Genomic DNA, 15,537 nt, shown 5'->3' on the forward strand with positions numbered 1-15,537 from the left:
CACGGATCCGGAGATCCGGACACGCGAATCCGGAATTCCGGATCGACGCCGCACGCCGTTGCATTTGCGCACGCGAAGCCGTCGGGAAGGACACCTTCGGATCGGCTGCCTGCGGGCAGGCAAGCGCCTGCGTCACAGTGGCGCACAACGCGCCCGGGCCCTTGCGGCAAGCCTGAGCGGAAGACGCTTCAGGCTGCGTGGAATGAGGCCGCGCGCGACGCGTTTTGCGGAGGCGGGGTGGCAAGGGGCGCGTAATGTAACCGAACTCGTTTGCTGTGTCACAAACGAAAAAAGCCGTTGTTTTTGTGGGGTTTTTTGTGTGTCCGGGTTTCCGGAATGACGGTCGCGGGAAGCGGGAAAGCTGGGGATAACTGCGCGGGATCGGGGGTGTCGGGCGCGGCGTCGCACCGCGTCCCGATCACGTCATGCCATGTTGCGTCACTTCGCGAAAGTGTTCCGGCAGAACTGCTCGTACGCCTGCGCCGAATTCGCGAAGCCCTTCTGCTTCGCGAGTTCCCAGGGGCGCTCGCATTGCTGCGTTTGTTCGCACCACGAATAGCCGGCCGACGGGATGCAGCCGTGCGGATCGCGATCGCTGCCGGGCATCGGCGGCGGGGGCGGCGCGGCAGCCTCGGCCGGCGCCGACGCGGCGGCCGGCTCGGTGGGTTGCGCCGCACAGGCGCTCAACGCGAGCGCGCAGGCCATGGCGGCGGCCAGCGAAGCAGACGGAAGAAGACGTTTCATCAGGTAGCGCTCCATGGGATGACGATCGACAACGGATGCCCGGGCACGGGCGCGGAACAGCATGAACGGTCAGTCGCCTGGCACCGGCACGCGCGACGAGAACTTCACTTCGCGCAACGCGAGGCTCGACTGGATCGACGACACCCCGGCCTGCTTGCGCAGCACGTGCTCGACGAATTCCGCGTACGCGTCGAGATCGGCCGCGACGACCTGCAGGATGTAGTCGGCCGCGCCGGTGATCTTGTGGCAGGACGTCACTTCGTCGTGACGCCGCATCACGTCCTCGAAGTGATCGGAATCCTGGCCGGAATGCATGTTGAACGTCACCTGCACGAACGCGAACACGTTCATGCCGAGCGCGCGCCGGTCGAGGTTCGCCTGGTAGCCGGTGATCACGCCTTCGTCCTCGAGCCGCTTGCGGCGGCGCCAGCACGGCGTGACGCTCAGCGACAGCTTCTCGCCGAGCGTCGCGTTCGACAGCGCGCCGTCGTCCTGCAGCAGGCGCAGCATGGCGCGGTCGACGCCATCCAGTTCGGCCGAAGCGCGATTTTTGCTCATTTCCGGGAATCCGTAGGCGGTTTTCTCAAAATTGTACGAAACGCGCGGGTCGAAAGCAAAGCTATTGCCGATTGCCGTCAATAAACTGTTGCCACCCTCACTGCAACGCTCAACCATGCTCACGGTCTACAGCAGCGATCACCAACTGCATCGCGGCGTCGAACTGAAGGACGGCGCGATCACCGATTCGTTCGAAAACCCCCTTCGCGCCGAAACGGTGCTTGCGCAGGTGCGTGCCGCCGGCCTCGGCGACGTGATCGCGCCGAAGCCGTTCGACCGCGCCCACTACGCGGCCGCGCACAGCGCCCGCTACGTCGATTTCCTCGCCGGCGCATGGGACGAGTGGGCCGCCACGGGCCGCACCTGCCAGGCGCTGCCGCTCGTGTGGCCGGTGCGCGCGATGCCGGCCGCAGCCACCGCGCCCGCGTTCATCGACGGCAAGCTCGGCTTCTACGCGATGGACGCGGGCGCGCCGATCAACGCCGGCACGTGGGATGCCGTGAGCGGGAGCGCGAACTCGGCGCTCACCGGCGCCGACCTGCTGTCGAGCGGCGCGGCGCGCGCGGCGTTCGCGCTGTGCCGCCCGCCCGGCCATCATGCGGGCCGCGAGTATATGGGCGGTTATTGCTACCTGAACAACGCGGCGATCGCGGCGCAGCACTGCGTCGCACAGGGCGCCGCGCGCGTCGCGGTGCTCGATGTCGATTTCCATCACGGCAACGGCACGCAGGACATCTTCTACGACCGCGCGGATGTGCTGTTCGCGTCGATCCACGGCGAGCCGCCGGTGTCGTACCCGTACTTCTCCGGCTACGCGGACGAGCGCGGCATCGGCGCGGGCGAAGGGTTCAACCTGAACCTGCCGCTGCCGAAGGGCACGCTGTGGGACACCTACTCGGCGGCGCTCGACCACGCGGCCGCCGCGATCGCCGCGCATGCGCCCGACGCGCTCGTCGTGTCGCTCGGCGTCGATACGTTCGAGCACGACCCGATCAGCCATTTCCGGCTGCGTTCGCCCGACTACCTGCGCATCGGCGCGGCGCTCGCGCGCCTGGACGTACCGACGCTGTTCGTGATGGAAGGCGGCTACATGGTCGACGAGATCGGCATCAACGCGGTCAACGTGCTGCTGGGATTCGAAGGGCGCGCGTAACGCGCGGCGCCGCAGCCGTGCCGCCGACGGGGATGCGGCCCGCGGTGCGGGACGCGCTGCATCACTGACCGAAACCGATTCGTCATCCGAACCACAACCCGTCCCGCGTTGAACGGGGCCCACAAGACTGACCAGGAGACAGACATGCTTCGACATTCCATGACGGCATTCGCGGCAGCGGCGGCGCTCACGTGCGCGCTGTCCGCACACGCGGACGAGATCGTGCGCATCGGCCACGTCGCACCGCTGACCGGCGCGATCGCGCACCTCGGCAAGGACAGCGAGAACGGCGCGCGCCTCGCGGTCGAGGAAATCAATGCGAAGGGCCTGACGATCGGCGGCAAGCAGGTCACGCTGCAACTCGACGCGCAGGACGACGCGGGTGATCCGCGCACCGCGACGCAGGTCGCGCAGCGGCTCGTCGACGACAAGGTCGTCGGCGTCGTCGGCCATCACAACTCGGGCACGTCGATTCCGGCGTCGCGGGTCTATCGCGATGGTGGCGTCGTGCAGATCTCGCAGGCCGCGACCAACCCGACGTACACGCAGCAGGGCTTCAAGACGACCTATCGCGTGGTGGCGACCGACGCGCAGCAGGGGCCGGCGCTCGCGATGTATGCGGCGAAGAACCTGGACATCAAGACGGTGGCGGTGGTCGACGATTCGACCGCGTACGGCCAGGGTCTCGCGACCGAGTTCGAGAAGGCCGCGAAGGCCGCCGGAATGAAGGTCGTGTCGCGCGATGCGACCAACGACAAGGCGATCGACTTCCGCGCGATCCTCACGAAGATCAAGGGCGCGAACCCGGACGCGATCATGTACGGCGGGATGGACGCGACGGGCGGGCCGCTCGCGAAGCAGGCGCGCCAGCTCGGCATGCGCGCGAAGATCCTCGCCGGCGACGGCGTGTGCTCGACCGACCTGCCGAAGCTCGCGGGCCCCGCGTCCGACAACGTCGTGTGCTCCGAGGCCGGCATCGCGCTCGAGAAGATGCCGGGCGGCGCGGCGTTCGCGAAGCGCTACGAAGCGCGTTACCACCAGCCGATGCAGGTGTATGCGCCGTTCTCGTACGACGCCGTGTACATCATCGTCGACGCGATGAAGCGCGCGAACTCGACCGATCCGGCGAAGGTGCTGGCCGCGATGCCGGCGACCGACTACAAGGGCGTGATCGGCGAGACGAGCTTCACGCCGCAGGGCGACCTGAAGCACGGCGCGATCTCGGTGTTCACGTACAGGAGCGGCAAGAAGGCGCTGCTCGATATCGTGAAGATGTGATGCGGCGGTGACGTTGCATTGACGTCGCGAAGGCCGCGAAGCAGGCGGTGCTTCGCGGCCTTCGCCGTTTACAGCGCGTGCGTTTGCTCGCGTTCGGCGCGACGCTCCGCGTCATGCACGATGTGCAGCTCGCGCGTGCGGATCGGCAGCGCGCAATGCGCGTCGGCGAGCGTCTTGCGCACCTGGCGCGCCAGGCGCCAGCGCATGTCCCAGAACTTGTCGGTGTGCGTCCACACGCGAACGTTCGCGACGACCGTGCTGTCGTCGAAGCGCATCACCATCACGTTCGGCTCCGGATCCTGTAGCACGTCGGGGTCGGCGAGCGCCAGCTTGCGCAGCGCATCGAGCGCGCGATCGATATCGTCATGCACCGACACTTCCACTTCGAGATCGAGGCGGCGCGTCGGGTTGCGCGTGTAGTTGCGGATCGAGCTGCCCCACAGCGCGCTGTTCGGCACGTATTCGCAGATGCCGTCCGGCTTCGTCAGCCGCGTCATGAAGAGCCCGACCTCGTCGACGGTGCCCGCGACGCCCGTGCCGCCGTCGATATAGTCGCCCACCTTGAACGGCCGCAGCAGCAGAAGCATGATGCCGGCCGCGATGTTCTGCATCGTGCCCTGCAGCGCGAGCCCGATCGCGAGGCCGGCCGCGCCGAGCACTGCGACGATGCTCGCGGTTTCGATGCCGAGCTGCGACAGCGCGCCGACGATCGCGACGATGCGGATGCCCCACACGGCGACGTCGCAGAGGATCGGCCGCAGCGTGTCGTCGACGCGCTCCTTGTTCGAGAGCAGACGGTTCAGCCAGTTGCCGATGCGTTTCGACAGCCACCAGCCGGCGACGAGCAGCGCCAGGCCGGCGCACAACTTGAGGGAGAGGGTGGACAGCGCGTTCCACAGGAACGTCCAGCGTTCCGGATGTAGTTGATCGAGAAACATTAACGGGATTCCGGGTTGAAGAAACGATGCGTGACGCGTGGCGTGCCCGCCGTGGTCGGGCAGGCTTGCGCTCACGCGCCGGGCAGCGTTCGACTGTACACGGCACACAATGGTTCGCCCGAACGGGTGGGGTCGAATGCCGCATGGCCGTGCCGTCAGGCCGCGAAATCGAGGTTTCGTTTTTGTACTAAGCGGCTTTTCCATCAAATGAGACTAGTCCTATTCAGCAGCGTCGAGCCCGCCGCTACACTTGTTTTCACGTTGCCGGGTCGCGACGATCGTTCCTCCGCGATACCCGGTTCTTTCCCGATTTTTTACTGACAGACAGCGAGTGACGACGTCATGCGGTTAGACCTGCGTTTCCGTCTCGCACGCGAACAAGGTCAACCCGCACAGCGCGGCGTTCATGGTTTCCCGATGCGCCGCGCGTTGCTGCGCGGTGTCATCGCGGCGGCCTGTGTGGCCGGCGCACCGGGTGCGGTGGCAGATGCGTCGCACGACGCCGCGCCGTTTTCGCCCGTGACGGCCGACCTTGTCGACGTGCCATTTTTCAATGCCGCGCGCACGACGTGGGGCGGCTTGCACGCATCGACGGCCGCGCCGCTCGACGTGGCCTACACGTCGCATGCGTCGACCGCGTCGACCGCGCCGACGGCCGGCGAACGCGACGACCCCGTGGCGCGCTTCGGTGCCTGCGTGGCTTACCGCGTGCTGTGCGACGCGGCGCGCGGGGCGGTCGAACGCGCGTACGCGTCACGGTTCGATTACGGTCTTGCGTCGGCGTTGCCCGCGACGGGCGAGCAGGCTGCGTTCGAACGGCGTCCCGTCGATCTTGCCGCCGCCGAGCCGTTCATGTTCGAGCAAGCCCAGCACGGCGCGCGGGCCGGCGCGATCGTCGGCAGCCTGCAGGCGTCGCTGGCGCGTGCCGATCTGCCGGCCGGCGTTGCCGCGCAGATTACCCGCCTGCTCGCCGGTCGCATCGACCTGAAACAGCACGGTGCGCTTGGCGATACCTTCCGCGTCGCCTACGAACAGGACAGTGAGGCCAAACTGCCGGGCGGCGTGCGCGTGACGGCGCTCGAGCTTCGCTTGCACGGCCAGCACGTCGCGGCCGTGTGGTTTGCGCCCGATGCCGGCTCGCCGGGCGCCTATTACGACCTCGACGGCATGCCCGTCGCCGGCGCGCGGTTTGCGATGCCCGTCAGCGCAAACCGGATCAGCTCGCATTTCGGTACGCGCGTGCATCCGGTCACCGGCGCACGTCACGTGCATTCCGGCGTCGATCTCGCGGCGCCGGCCGGGCGTGCGGTTCACGCGTCGGAGCGCGGCGTCGTCTCGTTCATCGGCAGCGAGCCGCGCGGCTACGGCAAGTACGTGGTGATTCGTCATGACGGCGGTTATGCGTCGTACTACGCACACCTGTCGGCATTCGAGCCGACGCTGCGAACCGGCATGCGGGTTGCGCGCGGCCAGCGTGTCGGCGCGGTCGGCAGCACGGGTACGGCCACGGGGCCGCATCTGCACTTCGAGGTCCGGCGGCATGCCCGTCTCGTCGACCCGGTCGCGCTGGTGCAGGCGGGCAAGGCAGCGAAGCTGAAGGGCGAACGGCGCGTTGCGTTCAATCGCGTGGTAGTCGATGCACGCACGCGCCTGGCTTCGGCTGGGTGGTCGCAGCCGGTGGCGATGTCGGAGCCTGCCGGATCGTGGGCCGGTTGACGGTTGGCGCGGTGCCGCCGGCCGTGGCGAGCCACGCCGCGGCCGATCAAGGCAAACCGCTTACGCAGCAGGTTCGACAGGCAACCAGATTTCCAGCACGCCGGCGCCCGTCACCGGATCGTAGTCCGCGCTGTAGCGCTCGAACTCGGGCGCGTCGACCGCCTTGAATCCTGACGTAGGCAGCCAGCCGTTCCAGATGCTGTAGAACGTCTGGTGCAGCGTGGAGATATGCCCGACGTGTTCGAAGACCGCATACCGCTGCGGTTCGAGTTCGATCCAGCGAAAGGGTGCGGGCAACCGGTCGCGGCTCGTCACTTCCACGCCCGCGATGTATTCGAAGCTGCCATCCGCATCGGGGTTGCAGCACACGCCGTAGGTCACGTCGTCGACCTGGCCGGGTAGGGTACCGATGTATGGGATGAACGCTTGCCACAGCGCCGGAATGCCTTCGTTGGTTTCGAAGGTGTACCGGTCGCTCATGCCGGCGATCAGCCGCTTGCCGGCGGTTTCGAAGCGTGACGGTACAACGTCGATGATCTTCAGTTCTTTCATGCGAAGCGGCTCCACTAGTGACAACCCGTCAAGGGTGCGCCGTGCCCGCACGTCTTCGGGCGTGATGCCGAAGCAATCGCGGAAGGCGCGCGTGAACGCCTCATGGGAGCCATAACCGGCATCGAGCGCCACCTGCAGGATGTCCGGCGCGCCTTGCGCCAGCGTGCGTGCCGCACGCGTCAGCCGCCTCGCCCGCACATAGCGCATCACCGGCCAGCCTGTGTTCATCGAGAACAGGCGCGAGAAGCCGAAGCGCGACATGTCGCAATTGGCGGAGATCCTGTCGAGCGTCAGTTCGCGGTCCAGTTTGGTTTCGATAAACCAGAGTGCTTGTCCTACCGGATTCATGGCTTTCCAATGAGCGTGTCGGGCGGACTATATGGTATCGGCGGCGGGGGCGTTTGATCGTTCTTGCAGGGGCGGGGCGGGCCGGGGCGTCCACGCGGATCGCCACGCCGGGCGGCGTGGCGATGGGAGGCGAGCTTATGCGGCTCAGCCCAGCGGCCAGTTCAGGATCGCGATCCCGTCGTTGTAGTCACCGTCCGTCCCGTCTTCCGATCCGACCAGACCGAAGTAGGTCTTCTTGAAGATGTCGACCTGACGCGAGCCGATCTTCGACGGCTTGCCGTTCGCCGTCACGACCACGCGCACCTTCCCCTTGCCGGAGTTCACGATCTGCGTGTTCAGGTTCGCGTCCTGCGTGCCGGCGCCCTGGAACGTCGCGGCCGGCTTCGCGTTGTCGTCGACGAAGACCTCGATTGTCTGCTGCGCCGACGAATTGACCAGCGCGGTCACGCCGAACGCGATGTTCGGCGGCAGGTTGAAGACGCCGTCGCGTTCGCCGCCGCCGGTCGTCGTGGGATCCGGCTGCGTGGGTTGCGGCTGCGGCGTCGCTTTCGAGAAGTAGTTGACCACCGCCCCGACGCCGAACTTCGCCGCGGCGCCGGGCAGCACACCGGGCGCGCCGGCCCACGTCACCGTGCAGGCGACCACCTGCCCGGCCGCATCGGCCTTCACCTTGTTCTGCCAACTGCCGACGTCGAAGCTGTACGGGATCGTCGCGATATCGACGAACACGTCGTATTGCGGCAGCTTTTCCACGAGCTGTGCGGTCATGAACTGGCGCATGCGGTCGAGCACCGCCTGGTCGCCGTTCGCCTGGACGGCGGTGGCATCGTTGCCGGCGAGTTGCAGCAGGGCGTACAGATCGTCATGGGTAAACGGTTGTGACATGTCGTCCTCGTCTCGATGAAAGGTCTCGCGTTGCGCGGCCGGTGAATGGATTTCGCCGTGGTCGCGCACGGAGTACAGCAGTGGAACTGCGATGGACTGCTCGAATGAATCGGTTCGCAATGTCGGGTTGGCCCGGGCGCCATTGCGGATTCGACCACGGCGCGCACGCCCTGCCGCGCCGTGAATCGTCGTGCTCAGCCCAGCGGCCAGTTCAGGAACACGATGCCGTCGTTGTAGTCGTCGTCGGCGCCGTCTTCCGAGCCGACGATCCCGAAGTACGACTTCTTGAAGAGGTCGACCTGCCGCGAGCCGAGCCGCGACGGCTTGCCGTTCGCCATCACGATCACGCGCACACGCCCCTTGCCGGAGTCGAGCACCTTGGTGCCGAGGTTCTGGTCCTGCACGCCGGCGCCCTTGAACGTGGCGGCCGGTTTCGGGTTGTCGTCGATGTAGATGTCGATCGTCTGGTCGTTCGCGGCATTCGTGAGCGCGGTGACGCCGAACTTGATGTTCGGCGGCAGGTTGAACGTGCCGTCGCGCTCGCCGCTGCCGCCGATCGTGCCGCTACCCGAGCTACCCGTGCTACCCGAGCCGCCCGGATTGCCGCCCGCGCCGGTTTCGCCGCTTCCGCTGCCGGACGACGACGATAGCGCGGCCGTATCGCCGATCGCGGACAGGCTCGCGTACGAATCGATGTGCATCGCGCTGCCGCGCACGCTTTTCCACTGGCCCTTCACGAACGTGACGCCGGTGCCGACGTCGATCGTCGCGACGAGCGTGAACGGCATGCGCCCGGTGGCTTCGGGCACTTTCGACGAATAGGTGAAGCAGCCGTCCGCGACGACGCCCTTGTTGGTCGCGATCGCGAAATAGATGCCGGGGAAGTTGTTGCCGGTCGCGTACGGCGTCGGCACGTTGAGGATGACCTGCAGTTTCCCGTCTCGAATCTCTGCCTTGGCGATGTCGATGTACAGGCCCGGGATGTCGACGTAGGTTTCCGAGGTCGCCACGGGTGCGCTGACGATCGAAGCCGAAAGGAGGGGCATGGATGTCTCCGTTGGTAGGGCGGGTTTCGATGCAAAAAGGGGGCGGTGCCGCTGAAGGCGGCGCGCAACCGCCGGCCGGCCCGGAGACGGCCGGCGGGGGGGACGCGTCAGGTGCGTCGTCAGACGCGGGTCAGGTCAGCCGATCGGCCACTGGAGCACGACGATGCCGTCGTTGTAGTCGCTGTCGTGGCCGTCTTCCGACACGACGATCCCGAAGTTGACCGTGTACGGCGAGCCGTCGGATTTCTTGCCGTTGATCGGCGCGAGGCGCGCGTCGGTGGCCGACGGCTTGCCGTTCACCGACACTTCGAAGCGGATCTTGCCGTTGCCGGAATTCAGCGTCGCTTCACGCGTGCCGTCGCGCGTCGTCAGCTTGTGATACGCGGCGGGTTCCTTGCTGTCGCCGATAAACAGCTTGATGTGCTGCTGCTCGGCGGCATTCGCGAAGAAAATCGCGCGGAAATCGGTATTCGGCGGAATCGAAAACTCGCCGGCGCGATTGGATGACGTTTGAGAATCGGCCATGCTTTCCTCCTGAGGAATGATGGATAAGGCTTCCAGCTGTGTCGCGCAAACGTTTGCTGTTTGAAATGCGACGTACCGAGCATGCCGAAAAATAAATAAGAAAATAATCGCCGGGGAATGGCCATTGTTCAGTAAATCGGAAATGGTGGTTAATCGATTTAATGAACTGCGTTTAATCGAAGGTATTTCGATATATTCGAGAAACTATATCGACGGGCGTATCGATTTCCTGAACGATGCGCGGTTGCGCGGGCGGGGCGGGATGGGGGGAGGCGGGGGCAATCGGGCTTCGGCGCGGACGCTCGGCGTTCGCATATGGCAGCGTTGGTTTCAACATCAGCATCTCGGTCGTGGCCGCGCCCACCGGCCACCACCGAACGCCCACACCGAAACCCGATTGTTTGCAACAGGAGGGGGTGCGGCAACCGGCGAAGTACGTAGACCAACTCACTCCGAACGTGAACAGGGCCCTCACCGGTGCCGCACCCATGAAGCATATCGACCCGGTGGCGCGCCGCCTATCGGACAGGACTGATTCTGAGCCATCAAATTCCGCGCCATGTGCGCCCAGCCCGTTGACAGCCCCCATCCCCCTGTGATCTGATTTCGGCCATGCAAGCCGCCCAGCCTCTCTTCTCGCTACGACTACTAGCCCGTTTCTCCGGGCTGGGTCTGCGGCTGCGCGCTTTCCATCTGCTTCTTTCCTGAAGCGCCAGATTTCCCCCGCATTATCGACCTGGCCCCGGTTGTCGACCGGCGCCTGAGTTCGTCCTTCTTCCGAATCGCTCCGCTCCGTCCCGGTCGCTCAACCGCCAAGGCTGTCGCTCGCCGTACCGCTTTGCCGTTGTGCCGCTTTCACCCGCTTTCACCCGTTTTCACCGCTGCGCGCGCAGCCTGCCACCACGACGGATGGCCAGCGCGTGGCGGTTTCCTGACAAACCGACCGAGGACCGAACATCATGATGCTGAAGAACCCCGCGACGAAGTACCGACCGTTCACGCCCGTCAACCTGCCGAACCGAACGTGGCCGACGCGCACGATCACGCAGGCGCCGATCTGGATGAGCACCGACCTGCGCGACGGCAACCAGTCGCTGTTCGAGCCGATGGACGCCGCGCGCAAGATGCGGATGTTCAAGATGCTGGTCGCGATCGGTTTCAAGGAGATCGAGGTCGCGTTCCCGTCGGCGTCCGAGACCGATTTCAACTTCGTGCGCGAGCTGATCGAAGGCGGCCACATTCCCGACGACGTGACGATCGAGGTGCTCACGCAGGCGCGCGACGACCTGATCGAGCGCACCTTCGACTCGCTGCGCGGCGCGAAGCGCGCGATCGTGCACCTGTACAACGCAACCGCGCCGGAATTCCGCAAGATCGTGTTCGGCCTCGACCGCAACGGCGTGAAGGAGCTGGCCGTGAACGCCGCGCGCACGATCAAGCGCTTCGCCGATGCCGCGACCGACACGCACTTCACGTTGCAATACAGCCCGGAAACCTTCACGGCGACCGAGCTCGATTTCGCGAAGGAAGTGTGCGACGCCGTGTTTGACGTGTGGCAGCCGACGCCGGAGCACAAGGCAATCGTGAACCTGCCGGCCACCGTCGAAGTCGGCACGCCGAACTTCTACGCGGACCAGATCGAATGGATGCACCGCAACCTCGCGCGCCGCGATGCGCTGATCGTGTCCGTGCATCCGCACAACGACCGCGGCACCGCGGTCGCGGCGGCCGAGCTCGCGGTGATGGCCGGCGCGGACCGGATCGAGGGCTGCCTGTTCGGCAACGGTGAGCGCACCGGTAACGTCGATCTCGTCACGCTCGCGCTGAACCTGTACTCGCAGGGAGTCGATCCGGGCCTCGATTTCTCGCAGATCAACGAAGTCGCGCGCACGTCCGAGGAGTGCACGCAGTTGCCGATCCATCCGCGCCATCCGTATGTCGGCGACCTGGTGTTCACCGCGTTCTCCGGCTCGCACCAGGACGCGATCAAGAAGGGCTTCGCGGTGCAGCGCCCCGATGCCGTGTGGGAAATGCCGTACCTGCCGATCGATCCGAGCGACGTCGGCCGCACGTACGACTCGATCATTCGCGTGAACAGCCAGTCGGGCAAGGGCGGTATCGCGTACCTGCTCGAGCAGAGCTATGGCGTCGCGTTGCCGCGCCGCCTGCAGGTCGACTTCAGCGCGGCCGTGCAGCGCCTGACCGACGACAGCGGGCTCGAAGTGACGAGCGCGCAGATCTGGTCGCTGTTCCAGCAGGAATATGTGGAAGGCGATGCGCCGCTGCGTTATGTCGGCCATGAGCTGACCGAGCGCGACGGCCGCGAGACGATCGTGCTGACGGCCGACGTGCATGGCGAGCGCCGCGTGCTGCGCGGTGAAGGCAATGGCCCGCTCGATGCGCTGATGCATGCGTTGCGTATGCCGCTGCGGATTCAGCACTACGAGGAGCGCGCGTTGTCGCAAGGCGCCGATGCGAAGGCGATCGCGATTGCGGAACTGGCCGGCACGGGCGTGCGCGGCAGCGCGTTCGGCGTCGGCATCGACGCGAACCTGACGACCGCGTCGATCCGCGCGGTGATCAGCGGCATCAATCGTGCGTATGCGCGGGCGGACGAAGCGGTGCAGGCGACGTTTTTTGCTGCGCAGCCCGCGGTGAAGGCTGTCGCGTAAGCGGGGGCTTGGCGGCCGCGCCGGGGGTGACCGGCGCGGCTGCATCGTCGTGCGTGCGGTTGCTGCCGCACGATCCTGAGAGCGCGGCACGCAGTTCCGCTTTCATGAAATCCACCCACGCGCGGGTCTTCGCGTCGAGATGCTTGCGGGACGGATACTCCGAAACCTCTTCCGCCCGGTAATGGAATCACGATGCGGTTCGCGATGGCGGGGTGTACGGCAACGGCGTTCGTGCTGAAGGGAAGGGGACAGCATGATGGGGACGGATGTCCCATATTGACGCCTGACATACCTGACAGGCGATGACTTCTCGCAATGGGCGTATCGTGCATGCGGCGCGCGCGAGGCTGTTCTCCCGCGCCTATCACCATGAGGAGTGCGGCATGTCGAAGGATGATTCCCTGCGGGGACAGATCAAGGAGCAGGCCCACGCAGCGGATCGCCACAATCTGGCGCGGCCGGCTGCGAACGGCGCGCTGTGGGCGCGCGGCCTCACGACGCAACGGGTCGCCGACCTGTTCCGGACCCTGCAGGGGTTGCCGGGGCACTGGATGCAACTGCAGAACGAGGTCAACGCCGGGAATCGCTATTTTTACGGCGTGCAGAACGGCAGCGTGACGACCGACGAAGGGAAGGCGCTGATCCGCTGGATCGCCCAGGCGGTCGTGAGCGCCGCCGGAGAGGCGCAGTTCGACTTCCCGTTGCAGCAACTGCGTTTCACCGCCGACATGGGCTGGCTGAAGCTCCAGCGTGTGCAAGGGCGTGTGATGGTGTTTTCGCAGCCGTAGGATGTCCGTCGGCCGCAAATCGGCAACGCCAGCGCCCGTGCTCGCCTATCAGCCGACGAGACCGCGAAGATCCGCGGCCAGCTCGTCGAGCACGGGCTGCCAATCGGCAAAATTCCGCTGGCGATAAAGCGCCGCACTCGGATAGAACGGGCTGTCACGCCGGTCGTGCTGCCAGATCCAATGCGGGTTCGCATCGAGCAGCACCCAGGTGGACTGGCCCAGCGCACCGCTCAGGTGCGCGACCGACGTGCAGACGGTGATCACCAGATCGAGCGCGCCGACGAACGCGGCGGTGTCGTCGAGCGTCTTCCATTCGCGCGTCATGTCGGTCACGTCGAACCCGGCCGCTTTCGCGGCTTCGACGTCATGCTGCGCGCCCGGTTGCAGCGAATAGAACGCGACGTCCTTCTGCACGCCGGCAAACGCATCGGCGTAACGCTCGAGCCCGACGCGGCGGAAGCGGTTGCGTTGATGGTTGAGGCTGCCTGTCCACGCAAGGCCGACCTTCAGCCGCTTCTCGCCGGACAACGCGTGGCGCCATGCGTCGGTAGCGCCGGCGTCAGCATGGAGGTACGGCACGGACGTGAAGAGGGTGTCCGCGTCGAGGCCGAGCATCCACGGAATGCTCATCAGCGGCAGTTCGTAGTCGAAGTGGAGCAGGTGCTCGACGCGGGTGCGGGTATCGAACACGTCGGCGTGATCGCCGAGGCTGCGCTCGATCAGCGCGCCCATCTGCGGAAACACATTCCACACGAGCCGGCCGCCTTCGCGATGCACGCGCTCCGCGAGCAGCGGCACGTAGCGACTGAACTGCAGTACGTCGCCGATGCCTTGTTCGCCCCACACGAGCAGCGTCTTTCCGGCAAGCGATTCGCCGCACCAGCGCGGCCGAGCAAACCCGGGCAGCGTGCCGCGCAGTTCCGCTGCGCCGTGCCAGCGCGCCTCGTAGTCAGCCCATCCCGATGCGAAGTCGCCACGCGCGAGCCGTAGCAGCGACAGGTTGTGGCGGTGCGTCTGGTCGTGCGGATCGAGCGCGCACGCGCTCTGCACGTACTGCTCGGCTTCGTCCCATCGTTGAGCTTCCTTGAGCGCGGTGGCCGCGTTGTTGGCCGCGAGCGCGCTGTCCGGCGCAAGCGCCACGGCACGGGTGGCCGCGCGCAGCGCGCCGTCCAGGTCGAAGCGGTTGATGCGCGTGACGACCGCGTTGGTCCACGCCTGCGCGTGGTTCGGATCGTCGTCGAGCGCACCTTCGATGAATGCGTGTTCCAGGTCGGGATCGTCGCCCGACAGCCGGATCGCGAGCGCGAGATTGTTCTTCAGCGACGGCCACGCGGGGGCGAGCGCGAGCGTCTTGCGATACGGGACGATTGCTTCCGCGTGACGCCCGGCCATCTGAAGCGCGTAACCGCAATTGAATGCCGCCGCGGGCGATGCCGGATGCTGTTGCCAGTGCATGACCGCGAGCTCGGCAGCGCGCGCGAGATCGCCGCGCTCGATCAACGTCTGTGTGGCGGCGGCGACGGATTCGTCGAGCATGCCGGGTGCGGCCTCCGCTTCGATCGGAGCGGTTTGCGTCGCATCGGCGAGATCGAGCGGAAGCCGAGGGATGTCGGCAAGCGTGGGCATGTCGTGCGGGGTGATCTGCATGTGGGTTCTCTCCGGAAAGCCGTTCGCGCATCGGGCGGCGATCGGCTGCATCGTGAATCTGGGCGGGCTGGCAACACTTCGCGATGCGAAGCATGGCGCCGGATGGCGTCGCGGGCTGTCGTTCCGGTTGTGGTGGAAGACCCCGGTGCCGTGATGCACTCCACTTTATGCAGGTACCGTCGGCAATTGAATCGGACAAGTCCTAAACGTAATCATTTGGAACTTTGACTAGTACGTAACTCTTGCGAAAGTCGTCGGGAAGCCCGTTGGACGCGTGCGCGTAGGCCGAGTCTGATTCGGGCGTATCGCGGGGCGATGTAAGACCTGTCTGATGGAGATCGATGTCGTCTGCGTTTTTAATGCGAGACATTCGGGGCCAGACGGTCGGCCTCGACTCGATCGAGAGGACAGACGATGTTCGATGTTGCGACGAAGAACCTGCGCGAAGCCGACGGGCGCATCCGCATGAACACGGACGACCTGTCCGCGCGCACGATCGACGCGGCGAAGAACGTGCTGCGACAGCAGCTCGAAGCGCAGGCGGATCAGCGGGCGATGGCTGCGCTGGTCGAGAAGCTGGCGGCGCAGGCGACGATTCAGCAGTAAGTTGGTGGTGTGTGAAGGGCTGCCTGGTGTGTCTGGCGACGTCCGTCAGACAAAATGGCAGCCCGCCTTTCGTTCACGTGG

Annotated in this window: 15 protein-coding genes; 7 read left to right on the forward strand and 8 right to left on the reverse strand. The window is 66.0% G+C overall.

Features of this window, described 5'->3' with window-relative positions; genetic code table 11:
- Nucleotides 1–438 precede the first annotated feature (438 nt).
- Together CFB39_RS18505 and CFB39_RS18510 are read right to left on the reverse strand one after the other, a co-directional pair.
- Nucleotides 439–744, reverse strand: coding sequence for a hypothetical protein (locus CFB39_RS18505; RefSeq protein WP_089475590.1), 306 nt, complete (start codon nucleotides 742–744; stop codon nucleotides 439–441).
- 69 nt (nucleotides 745–813) lie between these two features.
- Nucleotides 814–1,302 carry an Lrp/AsnC family transcriptional regulator gene (locus CFB39_RS18510; RefSeq protein ID WP_089428572.1) on the reverse strand — a complete coding sequence of 163 codons (489 nt, stop codon included), beginning with the start codon at nucleotides 1,300–1,302 and terminating at the stop codon, nucleotides 814–816.
- 115 nt (nucleotides 1,303–1,417) lie between these two features.
- Here CFB39_RS18510 and CFB39_RS18515 point away from each other — a divergent pair, with 115 nt between their 5' ends.
- Together CFB39_RS18515 and CFB39_RS18520 are read left to right on the forward strand one after the other, a co-directional pair.
- A complete protein-coding gene (locus CFB39_RS18515; protein ID WP_089473923.1) occupies nucleotides 1,418–2,455 on the forward strand; it encodes a histone deacetylase family protein in 1,038 nt (345 codons plus the stop codon).
- Between the two features lie 144 nt (nucleotides 2,456–2,599).
- Nucleotides 2,600–3,733 (forward strand): branched-chain amino acid ABC transporter substrate-binding protein, encoded by a 1,134-nt coding sequence (locus CFB39_RS18520; RefSeq protein WP_089473924.1) that lies wholly within the window; start codon nucleotides 2,600–2,602, stop codon nucleotides 3,731–3,733.
- A gap of 68 nt (nucleotides 3,734–3,801) precedes the next feature.
- Here CFB39_RS18520 and CFB39_RS18525 read toward each other — a convergent pair whose 3' ends face one another.
- Nucleotides 3,802–4,671 carry a mechanosensitive ion channel family protein gene (locus tag CFB39_RS18525; protein ID WP_089473925.1) on the reverse strand — a complete coding sequence of 290 codons (870 nt, stop codon included), beginning with the start codon at nucleotides 4,669–4,671 and terminating at the stop codon, nucleotides 3,802–3,804.
- Between the two features lie 342 nt (nucleotides 4,672–5,013).
- Between CFB39_RS18525 and CFB39_RS18530 the strand changes: the two genes are divergently transcribed.
- On the forward strand, nucleotides 5,014–6,387 hold the full coding sequence (locus CFB39_RS18530; RefSeq protein WP_089473926.1) for a M23 family metallopeptidase: 1,374 nt from the start codon (nucleotides 5,014–5,016) through the stop codon (nucleotides 6,385–6,387).
- 60 nt (nucleotides 6,388–6,447) lie between these two features.
- On the opposite strand, the gene CFB39_RS18535 is transcribed toward CFB39_RS18530, so the two are convergent.
- The 4 genes from CFB39_RS18535 to CFB39_RS18550 form a co-directional block, all read right to left on the reverse strand.
- Complete coding sequence (locus CFB39_RS18535; RefSeq protein ID WP_089473927.1) at nucleotides 6,448–7,287, reverse strand: AraC family transcriptional regulator; 840 nt, start codon at nucleotides 7,285–7,287, stop codon at nucleotides 6,448–6,450.
- Between the two features lie 144 nt (nucleotides 7,288–7,431).
- Entirely contained in the window at nucleotides 7,432–8,172 is a 741-nt protein-coding gene (locus tag CFB39_RS18540) for a fucose-binding lectin II (protein ID WP_089448365.1), read from the reverse strand.
- A gap of 194 nt (nucleotides 8,173–8,366) precedes the next feature.
- Entirely contained in the window at nucleotides 8,367–9,218 is an 852-nt protein-coding gene (locus CFB39_RS18545; RefSeq protein ID WP_089473928.1) for a fucose-binding lectin II, read from the reverse strand.
- 135 nt (nucleotides 9,219–9,353) lie between these two features.
- A complete protein-coding gene (locus CFB39_RS18550; protein WP_043178912.1) occupies nucleotides 9,354–9,743 on the reverse strand; it encodes a fucose-binding lectin II in 390 nt (129 codons plus the stop codon).
- 962 nt (nucleotides 9,744–10,705) lie between these two features.
- Between CFB39_RS18550 and leuA the strand changes: the two genes are divergently transcribed.
- A complete protein-coding gene (gene leuA / locus CFB39_RS18555) occupies nucleotides 10,706–12,415 on the forward strand; it encodes a 2-isopropylmalate synthase (protein WP_179257742.1) in 1,710 nt (569 codons plus the stop codon).
- A 383-nt stretch (nucleotides 12,416–12,798) separates the two neighbouring features.
- Nucleotides 12,799–13,203, forward strand: coding sequence for a peptide ABC transporter ATPase (locus tag CFB39_RS18565; protein ID WP_089473930.1), 405 nt, complete (start codon nucleotides 12,799–12,801; stop codon nucleotides 13,201–13,203).
- Between the two features lie 48 nt (nucleotides 13,204–13,251).
- Here CFB39_RS18565 and CFB39_RS18570 read toward each other — a convergent pair whose 3' ends face one another.
- Nucleotides 13,252–14,850 carry a tetratricopeptide repeat-containing glycosyltransferase family protein gene (locus CFB39_RS18570; RefSeq protein WP_089473931.1) on the reverse strand — a complete coding sequence of 533 codons (1,599 nt, stop codon included), beginning with the start codon at nucleotides 14,848–14,850 and terminating at the stop codon, nucleotides 13,252–13,254.
- On the opposite strand from CFB39_RS18570, the gene CFB39_RS40240 reads away from it, so the two are divergent.
- Nucleotides 14,849–15,004 (forward strand): hypothetical protein, encoded by a 156-nt coding sequence (locus tag CFB39_RS40240; protein ID WP_179257695.1) that lies wholly within the window; start codon nucleotides 14,849–14,851, stop codon nucleotides 15,002–15,004. The genes CFB39_RS18570 and CFB39_RS40240 overlap by 2 nt on opposite strands.
- 260 nt (nucleotides 15,005–15,264) lie before the next feature.
- A complete protein-coding gene (locus CFB39_RS40845) occupies nucleotides 15,265–15,456 on the forward strand; it encodes a hypothetical protein (protein WP_089428563.1) in 192 nt (63 codons plus the stop codon).
- The last annotated feature ends 81 nt before the right edge of the window (nucleotides 15,457–15,537 follow it).

The organism is Burkholderia sp. AU6039 (assembly GCF_002223365.1).
Taxonomy (GTDB): Bacteria; Pseudomonadota; Gammaproteobacteria; order Burkholderiales; family Burkholderiaceae; genus Burkholderia.